The following is a 16,606-nucleotide window of genomic DNA, read 5'->3' as shown; positions in this document are numbered from 1 at the left end:
GTTAAAAAATCTTTGAATGTAACTGCTTTCAATTTCGAATTATATACAGACTTTTTTTATATGTCAATCGTTTTCATAAATACGATTATTAAATTCATATAAACATAAAAATATACTTGTATTATAAATGTGGAAACGTTACCCTATTTATAGCTGTTTATTTATCCTTTTATTTAAATTAAAAGGACTATTAGGTATAATCATTACGAGCATAGCTTCATAATGGAGGAAAAAATGACAAGTATAAAAGATGTAGCAAAACTTGCAGGAGTGTCGGTGACAACCGTCTCAAGAGTTCTTAATAATAAAGGCTATATAAGTTCAGAAACAAAACTAAAAGTAAAAAAAGCAATGCAAGAGTTAGATTATGAACCAAACCAAATTGCTAGATCCTTATTGAGCAATCAATCATTTATCATTGGGGTCGTTGTCCCAGATTTAAGCCATCCACTTTTTGCTGAATTAGTAGAAAAAATCGAGGATTATGCCAATGAAAGAAATTACAAAATTCTTGTTTGTAATTCATTGCAAGAATCGGAAAAAGAAAAGAAATACTTAACCATGCTTAAGCAAAATCGAGTCGATGGAATTATTATGTGTAGTCACTCATTAGAGGTTGCCCACTACCGCCAAGAAAAGTTACCGATTGTTTCATTTGATCGAATCATTTCTTCATCAATTCCGTATATCTCCTCTGATAATTATCGAGGCGGAGAAATCGCTACGGAGCACTTAATTAAAAGCGGTTGCAAAAATCTACTACACATTTCCGGCCCATTAAATTATGACTTATTATCAAACCGTCGTGCCGATGCGTTTCAGCTTACTAGTATGCGATATGAAGTTCAATCAAAAGTAATAGAAGGGGCTTATATTAAAGCCACAACCGAGGATAACCTCCGCTTTATCGAGGCGCAGCTAGGAGAAAAACTAAGAGAGTTTGATGGTGTTTTTTGTAGCAATGATTTTATGGCCTATTCTTTATATCTTTACGCCCAAAAACTAGGAATTAAAGTACCTAGTGAACTTAAAATAATTGGTTACGATTACCATCATTTTACCAAAATGCTACAAACACCACGGTTAACTACGATTAAGCAGCCGATTGACCAAATTGGCAAAAAGCTATGCTCCGAACTCATTGCTCAAATCGAATCCGATACAAAGGAGGGGCATAATACCGTTGTGGATGTTGAATTAATTATCGGGGAGACTACTTAACACAAAAAAGATAACGCTTACTTACATCTTTTTAACATATCCCCTTTAAAATCTCTTCTATTTTATCCATAAAATATTGTAAAAATGGCTTTTTATCGTTTACAATAGGTTTATGATTGATAATGATTTTCATTTAATACATATAGAAAAGAGCTGTTTTATGGACTTAATTAATTTTTCTCAAAACGCTATTACTACAGAAGAAGAACTAAGAGACATTATCCAAGCCCCTCATGAGCTAGTCGTAAAAAAGAGCATTTCAATCATCGATGAACATTGCGAAAGATTTATTGCTAAGTCGCCTCTCTTTCTGCTGTCGACCTGTAATGCAGAGGGCAAATGCGATGCGTCACCACGAGGAGAATCGCCCAGCTCGATCAAAATTTTAAACAAACATCAATTAGTGATTCCTGATCGTCCAGGCAACAGACGACTAGATTCCATCCAAAACATTATGTCGAACCCAAATGTTGGTCTTCTATTTTTAATTCCAGGGTTAGAAGAAGTTCTACGCATAAATGGCCGTGCCACAGTCATTAAAGATAAACAACTTTTAGAAACAATGAGTTTAAAAGGTAAACCTCCATTACTAGGGATCGGGGTAGATGTCGAGGAATGTTTTATCCATTGTCCGAGAGCTTTAAAGGAGTCAAAAGTTTGGGACTCCAGTACTTGGGTAAATAAAGCCGAACTCCCATCGAGTAAAGACATTTTTCATGACCATTTAAAAATAAATGGAGTAGAATTAAAGAATTAACGTTCTTCTGAGCTTAATTGAATGCATAGCTTAAACCCGTATTTCTGATTACCAACATCATCAGAAATACGGGTCAAAGTTATAACCTTTTTTAGACCTAGCTATTTTAGAAGGTCGACCTGAACAAAATCTGCTTTTCCATCATGAATCCGAATGATGGCTTCCTTGCCTTTCAACTCCGCTTTAAACACTCCATTTGTGAATTCAGACGCCACGGCTTGAAAATAAATCCCTTTGATTAAATAATCTTCACATTTATCGAGCAATAGCTCATACTCTTCATTCTCTTTCACAATGTAGGCGGTGACCCCGCGCTGGTACATTTCTTCTTCCGTTTGAATGTGTTCTTTTTTCATGGAGACGATGTGTAAATCGACATCAATTAAATGATGGAGCAATTCATGAATCAGCGAGCCTTTTGTAAGGACTTCCCATTTAGAAATAGGTGGCTGCCCCATGACAAGCTGTGTTATATTGAACTCCTTTGTCGTTGCGGTAATAATATCCGCAATTCGCTTTTGGCCCTTTGTTTTCCAAATAAATTGACATTCATATTGAGTAGCTAGTTGTTCAAAAAACTTCTTATGCTCTGCTACTGTAAAATCTTTAGAGTCATATTCTCTGTTTTCAATTGAAAGGACATAACATGGAACATCATATAAACTAGCTAGTTTTTTTCCCTTTTTGATAAGTTTTTCCGCATTTTTCCCATAGCTTACACAAACTAAGATAGAGCCTTGCATCTCGAACACTCCTTCTGCATTCACATCAAATTAAGTGCAACAGATAAGTTATCATTAAGATATGATCTTCATGATGATTTAAGAATGGTGAATGTATTATATCGAATTTTTTGAAATTTCATGTATATTTTAACATATTCAATTAAAAATTGTTATGACATATCTTAAATCCAAAATAAAAAACGTCACCTAGAAGTTGATGACGTTTCATTTCTGTATAGAAGCTTCTGCAACGATTCCCTGATGTATTTTTAAAGTCTTGGCCTTTCACATATAATACTCATTATTTCTTCGCTTCATTTGACTATGAAAGGCCATCTTTAACCAGATACTATTTGTGATAATTGTCGCGATACATAGGGCCAACACGGTATAAATAAGTCCATGTTCAACATTGATTAAAAAAAGGGAAGAAAAAACACCAAGCAATAATGCCCCAGACAATACAAGACCAACTCCGCAACTAAAAGCCATCACATACCTTATGGCATCGATACCAATTGCATAAACAATTAGCTGAACAAAATAAAAAAAGATGATCGTGCCAATGGCGATCCACATCTCAAAACTACCAAACTGATTATGTGGCCAAGTATGAGACAAAGGAGACAAGGACGCAACAATTAAAGTAGAACTTAAAAAAATGGCCGAGAGCAAACTCACAATAATTAAGCTGATTTTAGGTTTTTCAATTTCCATACATTCTCCTCATTTCTTTTTATATAAGAGTCCTTTTAAGCTTCTTTTTCATATTAAGAATTTATACCTTAATCTAACGTTTATCTTAAGGGACTAAAGGAAAAACAAAATAGAAAAAAACAATAACCATCATTCCACCAAGGCCAAAACAAAAGGTCAGTGCTCTAATGCCCTTTTGACGAATAAAAAACGAGACAAGTAGAAGGATAATCGAAACAATCGGAAACAGCATCACCAGTATCCCCATCAAATACCCTCCCCCTAATTGAAATTGTGGCTAAGGAAAACGGTCTGCTCGTTAAAAAAGGTTACATTAGTTAGTCTACTCCGTTCGCTGCATGCCCTACGCGTTCCGCGGGTGAGTCGTTTTGGTCAAAGAAAAACCAACTGAAGCATAATCGAGCATCTTATGAAAAAACGAACGGTTTGAGATTCTTCCTAGTTAAAGGTGAGAATAAGACTTTTCATTGACCTCATTGAAATAACCACTTATCCCTATCATATGTTTTGGATTTGATTTTACTGATGTTAATTCTTTTCATCATGATAAGAGCAAAAGCCTTACAGAACAACTCACCATCGTTCTCGCATCACTCTTAAATTATAAATCAACTAAATAATGGAAACAATGACATTCTAAAAATTTCGTCTTATTTACAAAGATCGTTTTGAAATAACATCTAGAACAGTTCATCGACAACTTCCATTTGTGCTATCATGATTGAAACACTTCTATACGTTGTAGTTACCCGCTTTATTTAAGTTGAAACGAAAAAAAGAAAAGGAGAATCATTATGGATATTCGTTTAATACATATTGAAGAAGAACCACCTTATGATTTGCTTTTATTGGCCGATCCATCATTGAAGCTCGTCCAAAATTATGTGGATAGAGGTTTTTGTTATCTCGCCTTTTTGGAGAATAAATTAATTGGAACTTATGTGCTTTTACCGACAAGACCAGAGACCGTTGAACTTGTAAATATCGCTATTAAAGAAGAAGAGCAAGGGAAGGGTTTTGGCAAACAACTTATTAAGCATTCACTAGAAATGGCACGCGCTCTAAGCTTTAAAACTGTAGAAATCGGTACGGCTAATTCTAGTGTTTCTCAACTAGCCCTTTATCAAAAGTGTGGCTTCCGACTTACAGGAATTGATAAAGACTTTTTTATTCGCCATTATGATGAAGAAATTTTCGAAAATGGCATTCAAGCTGTTGATATGATTCGTTTATCCGTTGATTTTTAAGGGAATTTATTAATGACTCCTTTTTTATCCCATTCATATGATAGTCTAGTATCTTCCAACTGAAAAAAAGCAATTCGTTTTATTCATTTTTTGAATGTGATATAGTGAAACTGAATAAAAAGTGAAGGATGATTTGATGAGTAAATTAACAGCGTTTGTAGGCACGTATACAAATGGAGACAGTAAAGGCATTTACCGATTTTCCTTTGACCCAACAAGTGGTGTCATTGATGAACCTGAGTTAGTTGCAGAAATAGAAGGCCCGACATACCTGACCGTAAGTAAAGACAATCAATTTCTATACGCGGTCGCAAAAAATGCAGAAGGTGGTGGAATTGCTGCTTATAAGATTGTTGAAGAAGAACAACTTCAGCTTTTAAATCAATCCGTTTCTGATGGGGCTAGTCCATGCCATGTGAGCCTTAATGAAAAAGGCGATTTACTTTTTAGCGCTAATTATCACCGTGGACAAGCCGATGTATATACTTTAGACGCTAATGGTGAAATTTCAGAAAATACAGCCACAGTTACCCATACCGGTTCTGGTCCAAACGAAGAAAGGCAAGAAAAAGCTCATGCTCATTATGCTGGCTTAACTCCTGATGGAAAATATGTTGCTGTTGCTGACCTCGGAACCGATAAAATCGCTGTCTACCAACTAGAACATAATGAGCTTTTACCATACCAAGAGGTTGATGTAAAACCAGGCAGTGGTCCTAGACATATCGCCTTCCACCCAAATGGAAAATTCGCTTATGTCAATGCTGAATTAAGTTCCGAATTAATTGTCTTTGCTTACGAAGAGGGACAATTTAAAGAAATTCAAACCGTCGGAACATTACCAGATGACTTCCTAGGCGAAAATACGAGTGGTGCCCTGCATTTATCCAAAGATGGTCGTTTCGTATATGTTTCTAACCGTGGACACGACAGCATCTATGTGTTTGAAATCGATCAAGATTCTGGTGAAGTTGAATACCGCTCTTCCGTTACAAGCGGCGGAGAACACCCACGAGACTTTATTATAGACCCAAGTGAAAAATATTTATTTGCCACGAACAAAGATACAAGTAATATTGTCATGTACGTACGCGATGACAACACCGGTGCTTTAACAAAAACCGAAAAGGAATTCGCGATTCCTAATCCAGTATGTATTAAATTTTTGCATTATAAATAAAATGGACAGACGAACTAATAAAAAGTGGATGAGTTAACCTTCTCATCCACTTTTTCTATTCAACTATTTAATTCATTAAATCCGTTACATTACCTGTTTCAGGATCGACGCTATACCAACCCCAAGTTGAAGTGTGACCTTCACTCGTATCAGGGTTATCAATAACGACCTCATATACTTGGAATACCCATTCACGAGCATCATTTTCATGATCAAATTGAACTTGATAGTTAGGACTGTTTTCTATTCCAGCAAAAGTTGCTACTAGTTCAGCCGCATCATCTCTTGACATCATCCCTTCTGGAGATTCATAATCATCATTTCCACTCACTGTATCTTGTCCAGAGTTGGATGAATTAGAGTCACTATCACTTGCTCCATTTGATTCATTCGTATTCTCTTCTTCATTTTTTTCTTCGGTTGCTTCTTCTATGTTTTCTTCAGCTTCTTGCTCTTCCACTTCTTCATCAATTTCTGTTTCTAGTGCTTCCTCAAGACGAGCTTTCCAATCACCCAACTCTGCTAAAAGTTGTTCTAAGACCGCGTGTGGCTCCTCAGGTACTTCATAACCTTCCACACGGTCAAATGCTTCTTGATAAGCTTCTTCCTCATACAGAGTCGAAATATCAGCTAATAAGTCCGATAGTTCATTCATTTGTGTTTCCACTAATAAGAGCAGATCCTTTTGAACGTCAGCTTGCTCTTGTAGCAATCCGGTTTCTTCAGAATCAGATTCACTTCCTTCAATATCTAAGATGTGGCTATGTGCTTTTTCAAAGTCACCTTCATTAAATGAAAGTTGAAGCTCAATCATACTTTCCACATCTTCTAAAATTATTAGATCATCTGTTTCTTCTTTTTCTTCAATCGCTGACTCTAACGCGATTTTGGCATCTTCATATCGCTCTTCCTTAATCGCTTCAAGTGCTTCCTCTTTATGTTCCTTATACACCTGTGATGTACAAGCCGTAACAAATAAAAGAGCCACAAGAAAACTTAATATGTACACTTTTTTCACTAGTTAAGACCCCCTTATTCCTATTATAAAAGTTATATTAAAAAACTGACAACCCTAAAAAAGAAATGTTTTTAGATTCATTAGTATGACTCATTTCCTATTTGTTTTCTGAATGGTATAAAGTGAGAGGTAAGACACCGCTCTCGAGATAGGCGGCGCACAGAGGAGGGTTTTGTCCCAACCTCATAAAAAAACCTAGTCTAGGACTAGGTTTGTATGTATATGTTTGGCGCGCCTAGTAGGACTCGAACCTACAACGCAAGAACCGGAATCTTGAATGATATCCCTTTCACCATAGGCGCATGTTTTGAAACGACATCATTAAATTTAATATAAATCCTGTATAAAGTCAAGAACTTTCGTAGAACCCTAAACTAAATCTCCTCCCATCTACAAAAAAATAGGAGGAGTCAAGGCCATTATTTAGCTGGACCTTCTTCTAACATTTCATTAAAGCGTTCATTAATATCATCTTCTGTATAACCAGCTTCTGCTAAACGAGCCGATAAATTTTTCGCCCATAACTCTAAACGTTGAGCCATTTTAGAGTATTTTTTCGATTCGCTTCCTTTTTTCTCATTTGCACGCCCATTTGCATTGGACATTACGTTCTCGACAATAAATAAAGCTTTCCAAACAGATTCCTGCTCTAAAGATTCATGAGTAGTTCCTAACTCATCGACGACTTTTTTATAAAAATCATTGAATTCTTTAAATGAAATTTCCTCTTCCATATTTAAATAAACTTGAATTTGCTCGTATAGTGTTTGCATCTAATCTTGACACTCCTTTAATAATCTCAGCTTATTATAACACTTTTTTAGATTAAGTAAAATTGCTCTCTAAACAAAAAACACGCTTGCAGCCATTTGTCAGCTACTAAGCGTGTTCATTCTATTCCATCACTTAATAAGTTCATCTAACGCTTTTTCAAGTTTTTGCACGACTTGAATCGGTTCATGGCCCTCGATTTCATGTCTTTCAACCATCATTTGAATCTCTCCATCCTTTAACAAAGCAAATGAAGGAGAGGAAGGAGCATATCCTTTAAAATAATCGCGTGCTTTTGCTGTCGCCTCTTTATCCTGTCCCGCAAATACGGTTACAAAACGATCAGGTTTCACTTCGTAGTTTCTCATATAAGCGGCTGCTGGACGTGCAATACCCCCTGCACAACCACAAACTGAATTGACCATTACGAGTGTCGTACCTTTATCTTGTAAAGCTGTATCTACATCCTCAGTCGTTTTTAGTTCTTGATAACCAGCTGTAACCATTTCTTGTCGTGCTACTTGAACAACATCATTCATAAAGAAATTAAATTCCATCTAATAAACCTCCTAATCGCTTAACTTAATGTACATTACTGCCATTGTACATTGAATTCGCGATAAAACCAACTAATTAACTCATGATTTTTGACAATTGTCTAAGACACTCAAAAATAAAAGATTAATTAAGTGCTTTTTCAAGTGCTTTAATATTTTTTCTCATAAGCGAGAAATAATCTTCATTATTTTCAATATCAGCTGGCATGAGAACTTCTAGATTGTGTAAATACAACGCCTCTGTGTTCGTTTCACCTTGAACAACTTCAGCCATTTTAGAAGGAATATTTTGTTCCATCATAATATAATTTAAGTCATTCTCTTCTGCTAAATTAATAATATCCTGAATTTGTTTATGTGATGGTTCATTTGTACCAGACAATCCAGTAATTCCAATCTGATGCAGTCCATAACGATGTTCCCAATAACCGTACCCGGCATGTGAAACGATAAAAGTATCTTTTTGTGCTGCGTTAGCCATTTGTTGAAAGTCAGCATCTAACTGCTCTAATTGTCCTATAAGTTGCTGAAATTTTTCTTCAAAATAGTCTTCATGTTCCGGTTTCAGTTCCACTAATGCCTTTTTCACATTCTCTGCCATTGAAATCGAAAGCAGTGGGTCTAACCAAAGATGCGGATCTTGGTCTCCATGATGATGGTCGTAGCCATCCTCACTATGGTCATGGTCGTCATGCTCTTCTTCATGTCCTTCACTATGGTCATGGCCTTCATGCTCTTCTTCATGGCCTTCACTATGGTCATGGCCTTCATGTTCTTCTTCATGTCCATGGTCGTGATCATGAGAACTTTCTATTAGAGAAATGCCTTTAGAAGCTTCAACAACACTTACATTTTCATTTTTTACGGTTTCAATTAATGCCTCAACAAAGCCTTCTAAACCAGAACCGTTATAAAGAAAAACGTCTCCGTCGGCTATCTCAATCATATCTCTTGCAGTAGGCTCATATGTATGGGCATCAGCACCAGGCGGAATCATATTTTCAACGTTCACATACTCGCCACCAATCTTTTCTGCAAAATCTTGAAGTGGATAGATCGTTGTAAAAATCGTTAAAGTCTCCCCATCTACACTGTTATCAGCATTGTTATTCTCTTCACTTGTCCCTTCATTGCAGGAACTTATAATCAATAAAATAAATAATAAGAACAAAACTTTTATACCTTTCTTCATCAATAAAACCTCCCCTTATTCGTAACGATTACGTTTTATCACTTTTTGAATTATATCGGAATCTTTACGATTTGTAAATATCTAAATTAAAAAAACGTCCCACAAGGCAATAACTCCTAAATGGGACAGCTAATTTACTATATTTGTTTATTCTTGTTTTAGCTTTTCTTCTAGTATTTGATTCATTTTATCGTAATGCTCAAATAGTTGCGGGAGAATTTTTTTGATTTTGGTTTCATCACGTAGTTCAACAGCTTCATTAAACTTTTGCTGCAATTTCATATGAGCTTCTTTCCACTCATCTTTTTCGGTATGTTCATTTAAATCATCGTCTTTATGTTTTTTATGCTCACGCCATTGCTTCATTAACACTTTTCGTTGTTGCCTAATCTCATTCCATTTTTCAACCTGCTCGGGAGCGAATTTTTGAGCGAGCAATTCATAATAGTAATCAAGATGAACAACAAAATCTTTATGGTGTTGATGATGTCCAGATTTCTCCCTTTGCTCAGTAGGTGGTTCTCCCTCTGCAAAAGCGACCGACTGAACCATTAGAAAAATGGCTGCTATTGTTATCATATAAACAAAAGGTCTCTTTGTTAAAAACTCCATAATCAAACACTCCTTTATTTCCTGATATGGTTAGAATGACCAAAAAGACAAATTTCATTCACCTTTTCCGTTATTCAAACATTCAACCCTTACTTGACGACAATTCCATTACTTATCACTGATTATCAAACCACACATATATTCCATTAGCCCTCTTGGTACTCTCAAAACAGAAAAAAACTCTCAACCAAGAGAACTTCCCCTGATTAAGAGTTTTTTGTTTAATAAATCGATGTATTTTTTTCGTTCATACTTTCAAGGTTTTCTTTCACCTTAGCTAAGAACCTGCCACAAACTAAGCCGTCCAAGACACGGTGATCTAACGATAAACATAGATTAACGATACTGCGAACAGCAATCACGTCTCCTTGCTCCGTTTCTAATACAACTGGTCTTTTAACTATGGACTCAATCGATAAAATCGCAGCTTGTGGATGATTAATAATCGGCGTTGACATAATTGAACCGAATGCTCCCGTATTATTTATCGTAAATGTACCATCCTTCATTTCATTTGCTTGTAGTTTACCTGAACGAACTTTGCCGGAAAGCTCAGTAATTTCGCGTGCTAAACCTTTGACCGTCTTTTCATCGGCATTTTTTATAACTGGAACAAACAAAGCATCCTCAGTTGCGACAGCTAAAGAAATATTGATATCTTTTTTCTGGATAATCTTATCTCCAGCCCACATTGAATTGAGTTGTGGATATTCTTTTAAAGCCTCAACAGCGGCTTTAATAAAGAAAGGTAAGAAAGTTAGGTTATAGCCTTCTTTCTCTTTAAAAGACTGCTTAACGCTATTCCGATATTGCACAAGGTTTGTGACATCTACTTCAATCGTTAACCAAGCATGCGGGGCTTCATGTTTACTTTTCAACATATTAGCTGCGATCGCTTTTCGGACTCCTGTGACAGGAATTTCAATATCTCCAGTAGCTGACTTCACTTCTGAATAAGTTGGTTTTTCGTTCGATTGAACTGGCTCTTTGGCTGAATCACTCTTTTTACTCGAGCTTATCACAGCTGGTTCAAGTTTTTGACCACCTGATTCAATAATCGCTTGTAAATCTTTTCGCGTAATTCGTCCGCCTTTTCCAGAACCATTTACCCGCTCTAAATCAATGTTATGTTCTCCTGCCAATCGTAAAACGGCTGGAGAGTAACGTTTCTTTTGACTCGCATCTTTCTCTTCTATTACAGCACTTGAATCCGGCTTTTCTTCCTTCGCTTCACTTGCCACTTCAACGGTTTCTGTTTGCTCCGCTCCTTCTGGTTCAATCGTACAAATGACGGTTCCAACCGAAACGGTATCATCAACATTTACAAGGATCTCTTGAATCGTTCCAGTAAATGTTGATGGGATTTCTGCATTTACTTTATCGGTAATAACCTCAGCAACTGGTTCATATTTATTTACTTTATCACCAGGTGCGACAAGCCAATTGCTAATCGTTCCTTCTGTTACACTCTCACCCAATTGGGGCATTTTAATTTCTGTTGCCATATTAATCTCCTTTCTCGTTAGAATTCCGCTAGTTCTCGCATTGCTTTTTCAACTTTATCGGGATTAATCATAAAATGTTTTTCCATTGTTGGGGCATATGGCATCGCCGGAACATCTGGGCCCGCAAGCCTTTGAATCGGTGCATCCAAGTCAAATAAACAATGTTCAGCTATAATAGCAGCCACTTCGCTCATCACACTACCTTCTTTATTATCTTCTGTAACTAGAAGCACCTTACCTGTTTTACTCGCTGCTGTAATAATTGCTTCTTTATCAAGAGGGTAGACCGTTCTTAAATCAACAACTTCCACACTAATTCCATCATTCGCTAACTTTTCCGCAGCTTGCAGGGCAAAGTGGACAGCCAATCCATATGTAATTACGGTAAGGTCTTCCCCTTCACGCTTCACATCCGCCTTCCCAATCGGTAGCGTATAATCATCGTCTGGGACTTCGCCTTTAATTAAGCGGTAAGCTCGCTTATGTTCTAAGAAAATAACAGGATCATCATCACGAATCGCCGCTTTTAAAAGTCCCTTCACATCATATGGAGTAGAAGGCATCACAATTTTTAAACCAGGCACATTGGCAAAAATCGCTTCAACGGATTGTGAATGATAGAGAGCTCCGTGAATACCACCGCCATAAGGTGCTCGGATCGTGATTGGACACGACCAATCATTGTTCGAACGGTAACGAATTTTTGCTGCCTCTGAAACAATCTGATTAATAGCAGGCATAATAAAATCAGCAAATTGCATTTCAGCAACAGGTCTCATTCCGTACATCGCAGCCCCAATTCCCACTCCTGCTATTGCTGATTCAGCTAGCGGTGTATCAATAACACGTTCTTCTCCAAATTGATCATAAAGCCCCATCGTGGCACGGAAAACGCCACCTCTAGCTCCCACATCTTCTCCTAAGACAAAAACATCCTCATTTCTTTCCATCTCTTCTTTTAAAGCAAGTGTTACGGCTTCTATATATGAACGAATCGCCATATTATTCCCTCCTCTCTAATTGTTCGCATACACAAAATCAAGACCAGACTCTGGATCAGCATATGGAGCTTTTTCAGCATACTCTGTTGCCTCATTTACTAATTGGTCTAACTCTGTATGAATGTCCTGTAAGTTTTGATCATTTAAGACCTCTATACTTTTTAAATACGTGGCAAAAGTGATTAAAGAATCTTTTTCTTTTGCTCCTTGAACTTCATCGGCTGAACGATACGTACGGTCATCATCATCACTGGAGTGTGGCATCAAACGATAACAAATGGCCTCTATTAATGTTGGACCTTCTCCGTTCAACGCACGTTCTCTCGCTTCCTTCACAGCTTGATAAATAGCTAAAGGATCATTTCCATCTACTGTTACTCCAGGCATCCCATATCCTTGAGCTCGGTCAGCCACATTTTCACAAGCAAGCTGCTTTTCAATCGGAACAGAAATCGCATATTTGTTATTTTCACACATAAAAATAACCGGCAATTTATGTACCCCTGCAAAATTTAAACCTTCATGAAAGTCACCTTGGTTTGATGAGCCTTCCCCAAAAGTTGTAAACGAAACAAATTCTTCTTTTCTAAGACGACCTGCTAAGGCGATTCCTACTGCATGTGGAACTTGAGTCGTCACAGGAGAAGAACCTGTGACAATGCGTTTTGCCCTTGAACCGAAGTGTCCTGGCATTTGTCTCCCCCCAGAACTCGGATCTTCTGATTTTGCAAAAGCCGATAAAAGCAAGTCTTGGGTTGTCATCCCAAAAGCTAATACCATACCGACATCGCGATAATACGGTAGAAGATAATCTTTTGTATTGTCTAAAGCAAAAGCAGCTCCTACTTGGGCTCCTTCTTGTCCTTGACACGAAACGACAAATGGAATTTTTCCTGCCCGATTTAAAAGCCACATACGTTCATCTATTTTTCTTGCTAAGAGCATGGTTTTATACATATCTAACACATTTTGGTCCGTTAATCCCAATGCTTGGTGACGATTAATAGTCATAAAAACCCTCCTTAAATATAAAGCAAAGTCCGTTTGGGTAGAAGCGAGAAAAGAGCAGTTGGTTTACTCCGCCAGCTGCATGCCCTACGCGTTCCGCGGGTGAGCCGGGAGCCTCCTCGTTAATCTGCGGGGTCTCCCGTTCCTCACTAATCCCGCAGGAGTCTCCGGGCATTCCGCTGACTCCGTTTTGGTTAATCAAAAGCTATACGGTTCTACTTTCAGCAATCAACATTTTGATTGATTTTTCTCGAGCTTCTAACGGACATAGCTGGATTCATGATAACCGTTTTATTATTTCTTTTCTTTACATATGAATGGCACGACCGTCCACTGCTAAGGCAGCTTCACCAATGATTTCCGATAAAGTCGGATGGGGGTGAATCATTTCAGCAATTTCAAAATCAGCCGCATCTAACACTTTTGCTAAGGCTGCCTCTGAAATTAAATCAGTGACATGAGGTCCAATCATATGAACCCCTAGTAAATCATGATTGTCCGCATTCGCGATTACTTTTACAAACCCTTCAGCCTCTCCATAAACGAGCGCTTTTCCATTTGCTTTAAATGGAAACTTTCCTATTTTCACACGAAAGCCTAATTCTCTAGCTTTTTGTTCGGTTAAACCGACGCTAGCCATTTCAGGTCGACTGTACACACATGTGGCAATAGTTTGCTCCTCTAATTTTTGTGGGTTATTTTGCGAAAGATGTTCTACCGCAATCAAACCCTCGTGTGAAGCAACATGAGCAAGCTGTAACCCACCAATGACATCACCAATAGCGTAAATATGCGATTCTTTCGTTTGATAAAACTCATTAACTTTTATGTAGCCTTTTTCAATTTCAATATCAGTATTCACTAGCCCCATATCCTCTACATTAGCCGTTCTCCCGACCGAAATGAGCATTTTATTAGCTGTGAAATCGGTTTTTTCTCCTAAAACATCAACAGATATTGTGACATTTTTGTCTTTCTTCAACGAGTCTGCATCAATCTTTGCATTCGTGATAATCTGAATGCCTCTTTGCTTTAGAAGTTTAGTCGCTTCCTTGGCGATGTCTTTATCAGCCTGTGGCAAGATCGTATCTCCATACTCTAAAACGGTTACGTCTACTCCAAAATCGGCTAACATTGAGGCCCACTCAATTCCAATCACACCACCCCCAACAATTAAAATCGATGATGGTAATTGTTCCAATTCTAACGCATCGTCTGAATCTAAGATTAATTGCCCATCCACATCTAAGCCAAGTAATGACCTTGGTGATGAACCCGTGGCGATAATTATATTTTCTGGAACGAGCATCATATTTTCCGTTCCATCATTCATCTCCACTGAAATCGTACCTGGACGTGGCGAAAAGATCGATGGACCAAGTATTCTCCCTTTTCCTTCATAAACGTCGATTTTCCCTTTTTTCATCAACGCTTGAACCCCCTGGTGCAGCTGGTTCACAATCGTTTCTTTTCGGCTTTGGACAGCTTGGAAATCTAATTTGAGATCTTGAATGAGCACACCATATTTATTAGCATCTTTTGCTGTTGCAAAAACCTCTGCACTACGCAAGAGGGCTTTGCTTGGGATACAACCTTTATGTAAACATGTACCTCCAAGCTTTCCTTTTTCAACGATTGCTACTTTACGGCCATTTTGAGCAGCTCGCACCGCCGCTACATATCCACCGGTTCCACCACCGAGTATTACTAGATCATATTCTTCAGCCATATAGTCGCCTCCTTCCGCTTGTCACAATTAGTGTCTTCTTGACAAAATATGATGTCCATCTTGTAAAAACTGACTGCGTGACTGTTTCATTCTTGCAATTCGTTCTTCTGCCATTCGATTGGCTGCTTTAAACGTAGGAATTTTTTCACGGGCTGAAATTTCAAAAACCGTCTCAAGGTTTTGGTAAATCGTCTCTACCTTTTTTAAAGCGCGATCCCGATTATAGCCACTTAACTCATCAGCCACATTAATAACACCACCTGCATTTATCACATAATCTGGAGCGTAATAAATGCCTAAATCATGAAGAGTATGACCATGTGATTCATCTTTTAATTGATTATTAGCAGCACCTGCGATTACCTTTGCTTTTAATAATGGTATCGTCACATCATTAATGATCGCACCTAATGCACATGGAGCAAAAATATCACAATCAACATTGTAAATATCATTAACTTCAACTGCTTTAGCTCCAAAATCAGCTTGTGCTCTTTTTACCGCCTCTTTATTTATATCGGTCACAATTAATTCGACACCTTCTTCATGAAGGTATTTGCATAAATGATAAGATACATTACCAACACCTTGCACAGCTACTTTTTTTCCAGATAAATCATCCGAACCAAAAGCCGCTTTTGCTGTGGCTTTCATCCCAACATACACGCCATATGCCGTAACGGGAGAAGGGTTTCCTGAAGAACCGTACGCTTGTGAAATACCTGTTACATAATTTGTTTCTTGATAAATCGTATCCATATCTTCAACTGTTGTACCGACATCCTCTGCCGTTATATATCTGCCGTTAAGTCCTTGAATGTAACGGCCAAATGCTCGAAACATTTCCTCATTTTTATCTTTTTTTGGATCTCCAATAATGACGGTCTTTCCACCACCAAGATTAAGTCCTGCCGCTGCATTTTTATAAGTCATCCCTCTTGCTAATCGTAAGGCATCATTAAAGGCAGCTTCTTCGTTCTCGTACATCCACATTCGTGTACCACCTAAGGCAGGTCCTAAAGTTGTGTCATGAATCGCAATAATTGCTTTTAAACCTGAACTTTTATCCTGGCATACAACCACTTGTTCATAATCGTAATGCTCCATTTCCGAAAATAATTGCATGATGAACCTCCTTGAGCTTAAGAGCTGTTATGAATTTTTAAAAAAGCAAGCTGTTAAATTAAAGACTATGTAATACAAATGCTTTATTACTATCATAATTGATCCGAAAGAAGGAAGCACGTCTATCCTGTAACAGGGTAAATAGGCAAAGGTAAGTAAAAGACATCAAGTCAAATGGTCTAGGATTTGACTATATTTCAATACTATTTTATGCTTTTACGGAAAAATTAAGACTAAGTCC

General features: G+C 37.6%; 17 protein-coding genes and 1 tRNA gene. 4 read left to right on the top strand and 14 right to left on the bottom strand.

The features are described 5' to 3' along the window. Positions 1-234: 234 nt before the first annotated feature. Both AA0017_RS04370 and AA0017_RS04365 read left to right on the top strand, forming a co-directional pair. Positions 235-1,221 (top strand): LacI family DNA-binding transcriptional regulator, encoded by a 987-nt coding sequence (locus tag AA0017_RS04370; RefSeq protein ID WP_413379869.1) that lies wholly within the window; start codon positions 235-237, stop codon positions 1,219-1,221. 160 nt (positions 1,222-1,381) lie between these two features. Beyond that, positions 1,382-1,978 carry an MSMEG_1061 family FMN-dependent PPOX-type flavoprotein gene (locus AA0017_RS04365; RefSeq protein WP_413379867.1) on the top strand — a complete coding sequence of 199 codons (597 nt, stop codon included), beginning with the start codon at positions 1,382-1,384 and terminating at the stop codon, positions 1,976-1,978. 101 nt (positions 1,979-2,079) lie between these two features. On the opposite strand, the gene AA0017_RS04360 is transcribed toward AA0017_RS04365, so the two are convergent. The 3 genes from AA0017_RS04360 to AA0017_RS04350 all read right to left on the bottom strand — a co-directional run bounded on the left by AA0017_RS04360 (position 2,080) and on the right by AA0017_RS04350 (position 3,667). Further along, positions 2,080-2,721 (bottom strand): hypothetical protein, encoded by a 642-nt coding sequence (locus tag AA0017_RS04360; RefSeq protein ID WP_413379865.1) that lies wholly within the window; start codon positions 2,719-2,721, stop codon positions 2,080-2,082. Between the two features lie 267 nt (positions 2,722-2,988). Further along, positions 2,989-3,420, bottom strand: a complete 432-nt coding sequence (locus AA0017_RS04355; protein WP_413379863.1) for a DUF5391 domain-containing protein — start codon at positions 3,418-3,420, stop codon at positions 2,989-2,991. 85 nt (positions 3,421-3,505) lie between these two features. Then, positions 3,506-3,667, bottom strand: a complete 162-nt coding sequence (locus AA0017_RS04350) for a hypothetical protein (RefSeq protein ID WP_413379862.1) — start codon at positions 3,665-3,667, stop codon at positions 3,506-3,508. A gap of 547 nt (positions 3,668-4,214) precedes the next feature. On the opposite strand from AA0017_RS04350, the gene AA0017_RS04345 reads away from it, so the two are divergent. After that, complete coding sequence (locus tag AA0017_RS04345; protein ID WP_413379860.1) at positions 4,215-4,667, top strand: GNAT family N-acetyltransferase; 453 nt, start codon at positions 4,215-4,217, stop codon at positions 4,665-4,667. Between the two features lie 136 nt (positions 4,668-4,803). Next, positions 4,804-5,847: a lactonase family protein gene (locus tag AA0017_RS04340; protein WP_413379858.1), complete on the top strand. Its 1,044-nt coding sequence runs from the start codon at positions 4,804-4,806 to the stop codon at positions 5,845-5,847. Between the two features lie 67 nt (positions 5,848-5,914). Here the strand turns inward: AA0017_RS04340 and AA0017_RS04335 are convergent, their stop codons facing one another. From AA0017_RS04335 to AA0017_RS04285, 11 genes are all read right to left on the bottom strand, one after another. Further along, positions 5,915-6,865, bottom strand: coding sequence for a hypothetical protein (locus AA0017_RS04335; protein ID WP_413379856.1), 951 nt, complete (start codon positions 6,863-6,865; stop codon positions 5,915-5,917). Positions 6,866-7,092: 227 nt separating this feature from the next. Further along, positions 7,093-7,167, bottom strand: a tRNA-Arg gene (locus tag AA0017_RS04330). Between the two features lie 117 nt (positions 7,168-7,284). Further along, positions 7,285-7,638 carry a hypothetical protein gene (locus tag AA0017_RS04325; RefSeq protein ID WP_413379854.1) on the bottom strand — a complete coding sequence of 118 codons (354 nt, stop codon included), beginning with the start codon at positions 7,636-7,638 and terminating at the stop codon, positions 7,285-7,287. A 129-nt stretch (positions 7,639-7,767) separates the two neighbouring features. Then, positions 7,768-8,193 carry a BrxA/BrxB family bacilliredoxin gene (locus AA0017_RS04320; RefSeq protein ID WP_413379852.1) on the bottom strand — a complete coding sequence of 142 codons (426 nt, stop codon included), beginning with the start codon at positions 8,191-8,193 and terminating at the stop codon, positions 7,768-7,770. A 124-nt stretch (positions 8,194-8,317) separates the two neighbouring features. Then, positions 8,318-9,385, bottom strand: coding sequence for a metal ABC transporter solute-binding protein, Zn/Mn family (locus AA0017_RS04315; RefSeq protein WP_413379850.1), 1,068 nt, complete (start codon positions 9,383-9,385; stop codon positions 8,318-8,320). A gap of 147 nt (positions 9,386-9,532) precedes the next feature. Next, a complete protein-coding gene (locus AA0017_RS04310; protein ID WP_413379848.1) occupies positions 9,533-9,997 on the bottom strand; it encodes a hypothetical protein in 465 nt (154 codons plus the stop codon). A gap of 221 nt (positions 9,998-10,218) precedes the next feature. Continuing rightward, a complete protein-coding gene (locus AA0017_RS04305) occupies positions 10,219-11,502 on the bottom strand; it encodes a dihydrolipoamide acetyltransferase family protein (RefSeq protein WP_413379846.1) in 1,284 nt (427 codons plus the stop codon). 17 nt (positions 11,503-11,519) lie between these two features. Continuing rightward, on the bottom strand, positions 11,520-12,503 hold the full coding sequence (locus AA0017_RS04300; RefSeq protein ID WP_413379844.1) for an alpha-ketoacid dehydrogenase subunit beta: 984 nt from the start codon (positions 12,501-12,503) through the stop codon (positions 11,520-11,522). A gap of 15 nt (positions 12,504-12,518) precedes the next feature. Beyond that, positions 12,519-13,514 (bottom strand): thiamine pyrophosphate-dependent dehydrogenase E1 component subunit alpha, encoded by a 996-nt coding sequence (locus AA0017_RS04295; RefSeq protein WP_413379842.1) that lies wholly within the window; start codon positions 13,512-13,514, stop codon positions 12,519-12,521. 304 nt (positions 13,515-13,818) lie between these two features. Continuing rightward, positions 13,819-15,240, bottom strand: a complete 1,422-nt coding sequence (gene lpdA / locus AA0017_RS04290) for a dihydrolipoyl dehydrogenase (protein WP_413379840.1) — start codon at positions 15,238-15,240, stop codon at positions 13,819-13,821. Positions 15,241-15,267: 27 nt separating this feature from the next. Further along, on the bottom strand, positions 15,268-16,365 hold the full coding sequence (locus tag AA0017_RS04285; protein WP_413379839.1) for a Leu/Phe/Val dehydrogenase: 1,098 nt from the start codon (positions 16,363-16,365) through the stop codon (positions 15,268-15,270). Between the last annotated feature and the right edge of the window lie 241 nt (positions 16,366-16,606).

This window comes from Alkalihalobacillus phoenicis (assembly GCF_047302405.1).
Classification (GTDB): Bacteria; Bacillota; Bacilli; order Bacillales; family Bacillaceae_D; genus Alkalihalobacillus.
The sequence above is the reverse complement of the archived record's forward strand: the minus strand, read 5'-3'. Positions and strand labels throughout refer to the sequence as shown.

Bases quoted from the DNA above. Each gene is read 5' to 3' on its own strand.
- AA0017_RS04370 (WP_413379869.1), top strand. From the start codon at position 235: ATGACAAGTATAAAAGATGTAGCAAAACTTGCAGGAGTGTCGGTGACA.
- AA0017_RS04365 (WP_413379867.1), top strand. From the start codon at position 1,382: ATGGACTTAATTAATTTTTCTCAAAACGCTATTACTACAGAAGAAGAA.
- AA0017_RS04360 (WP_413379865.1), bottom strand. From the start codon at position 2,721: ATGCAAGGCTCTATCTTAGTTTGTGTAAGCTATGGGAAAAATGCGGAA.
- AA0017_RS04355 (WP_413379863.1), bottom strand. From the start codon at position 3,420: ATGGAAATTGAAAAACCTAAAATCAGCTTAATTATTGTGAGTTTGCTC.
- AA0017_RS04350 (WP_413379862.1), bottom strand. From the start codon at position 3,667: ATGGGGATACTGGTGATGCTGTTTCCGATTGTTTCGATTATCCTTCTA.
- AA0017_RS04345 (WP_413379860.1), top strand. From the start codon at position 4,215: ATGGATATTCGTTTAATACATATTGAAGAAGAACCACCTTATGATTTG.
- AA0017_RS04340 (WP_413379858.1), top strand. From the start codon at position 4,804: ATGAGTAAATTAACAGCGTTTGTAGGCACGTATACAAATGGAGACAGT.
- AA0017_RS04325 (WP_413379854.1), bottom strand. From the start codon at position 7,638: ATGCAAACACTATACGAGCAAATTCAAGTTTATTTAAATATGGAAGAG.
- AA0017_RS04320 (WP_413379852.1), bottom strand. From the start codon at position 8,193: ATGGAATTTAATTTCTTTATGAATGATGTTGTTCAAGTAGCACGACAA.
- AA0017_RS04315 (WP_413379850.1), bottom strand. From the start codon at position 9,385: ATGAAGAAAGGTATAAAAGTTTTGTTCTTATTATTTATTTTATTGATT.
- AA0017_RS04310 (WP_413379848.1), bottom strand. From the start codon at position 9,997: ATGGAGTTTTTAACAAAGAGACCTTTTGTTTATATGATAACAATAGCA.
- AA0017_RS04305 (WP_413379846.1), bottom strand. From the start codon at position 11,502: ATGGCAACAGAAATTAAAATGCCCCAATTGGGTGAGAGTGTAACAGAA.
- AA0017_RS04300 (WP_413379844.1), bottom strand. From the start codon at position 12,503: ATGGCGATTCGTTCATATATAGAAGCCGTAACACTTGCTTTAAAAGAA.
- AA0017_RS04295 (WP_413379842.1), bottom strand. From the start codon at position 13,514: ATGACTATTAATCGTCACCAAGCATTGGGATTAACGGACCAAAATGTG.
- lpdA (WP_413379840.1), bottom strand. From the start codon at position 15,240: ATGGCTGAAGAATATGATCTAGTAATACTCGGTGGTGGAACCGGTGGA.
- AA0017_RS04285 (WP_413379839.1), bottom strand. From the start codon at position 16,365: ATGCAATTATTTTCGGAAATGGAGCATTACGATTATGAACAAGTGGTT.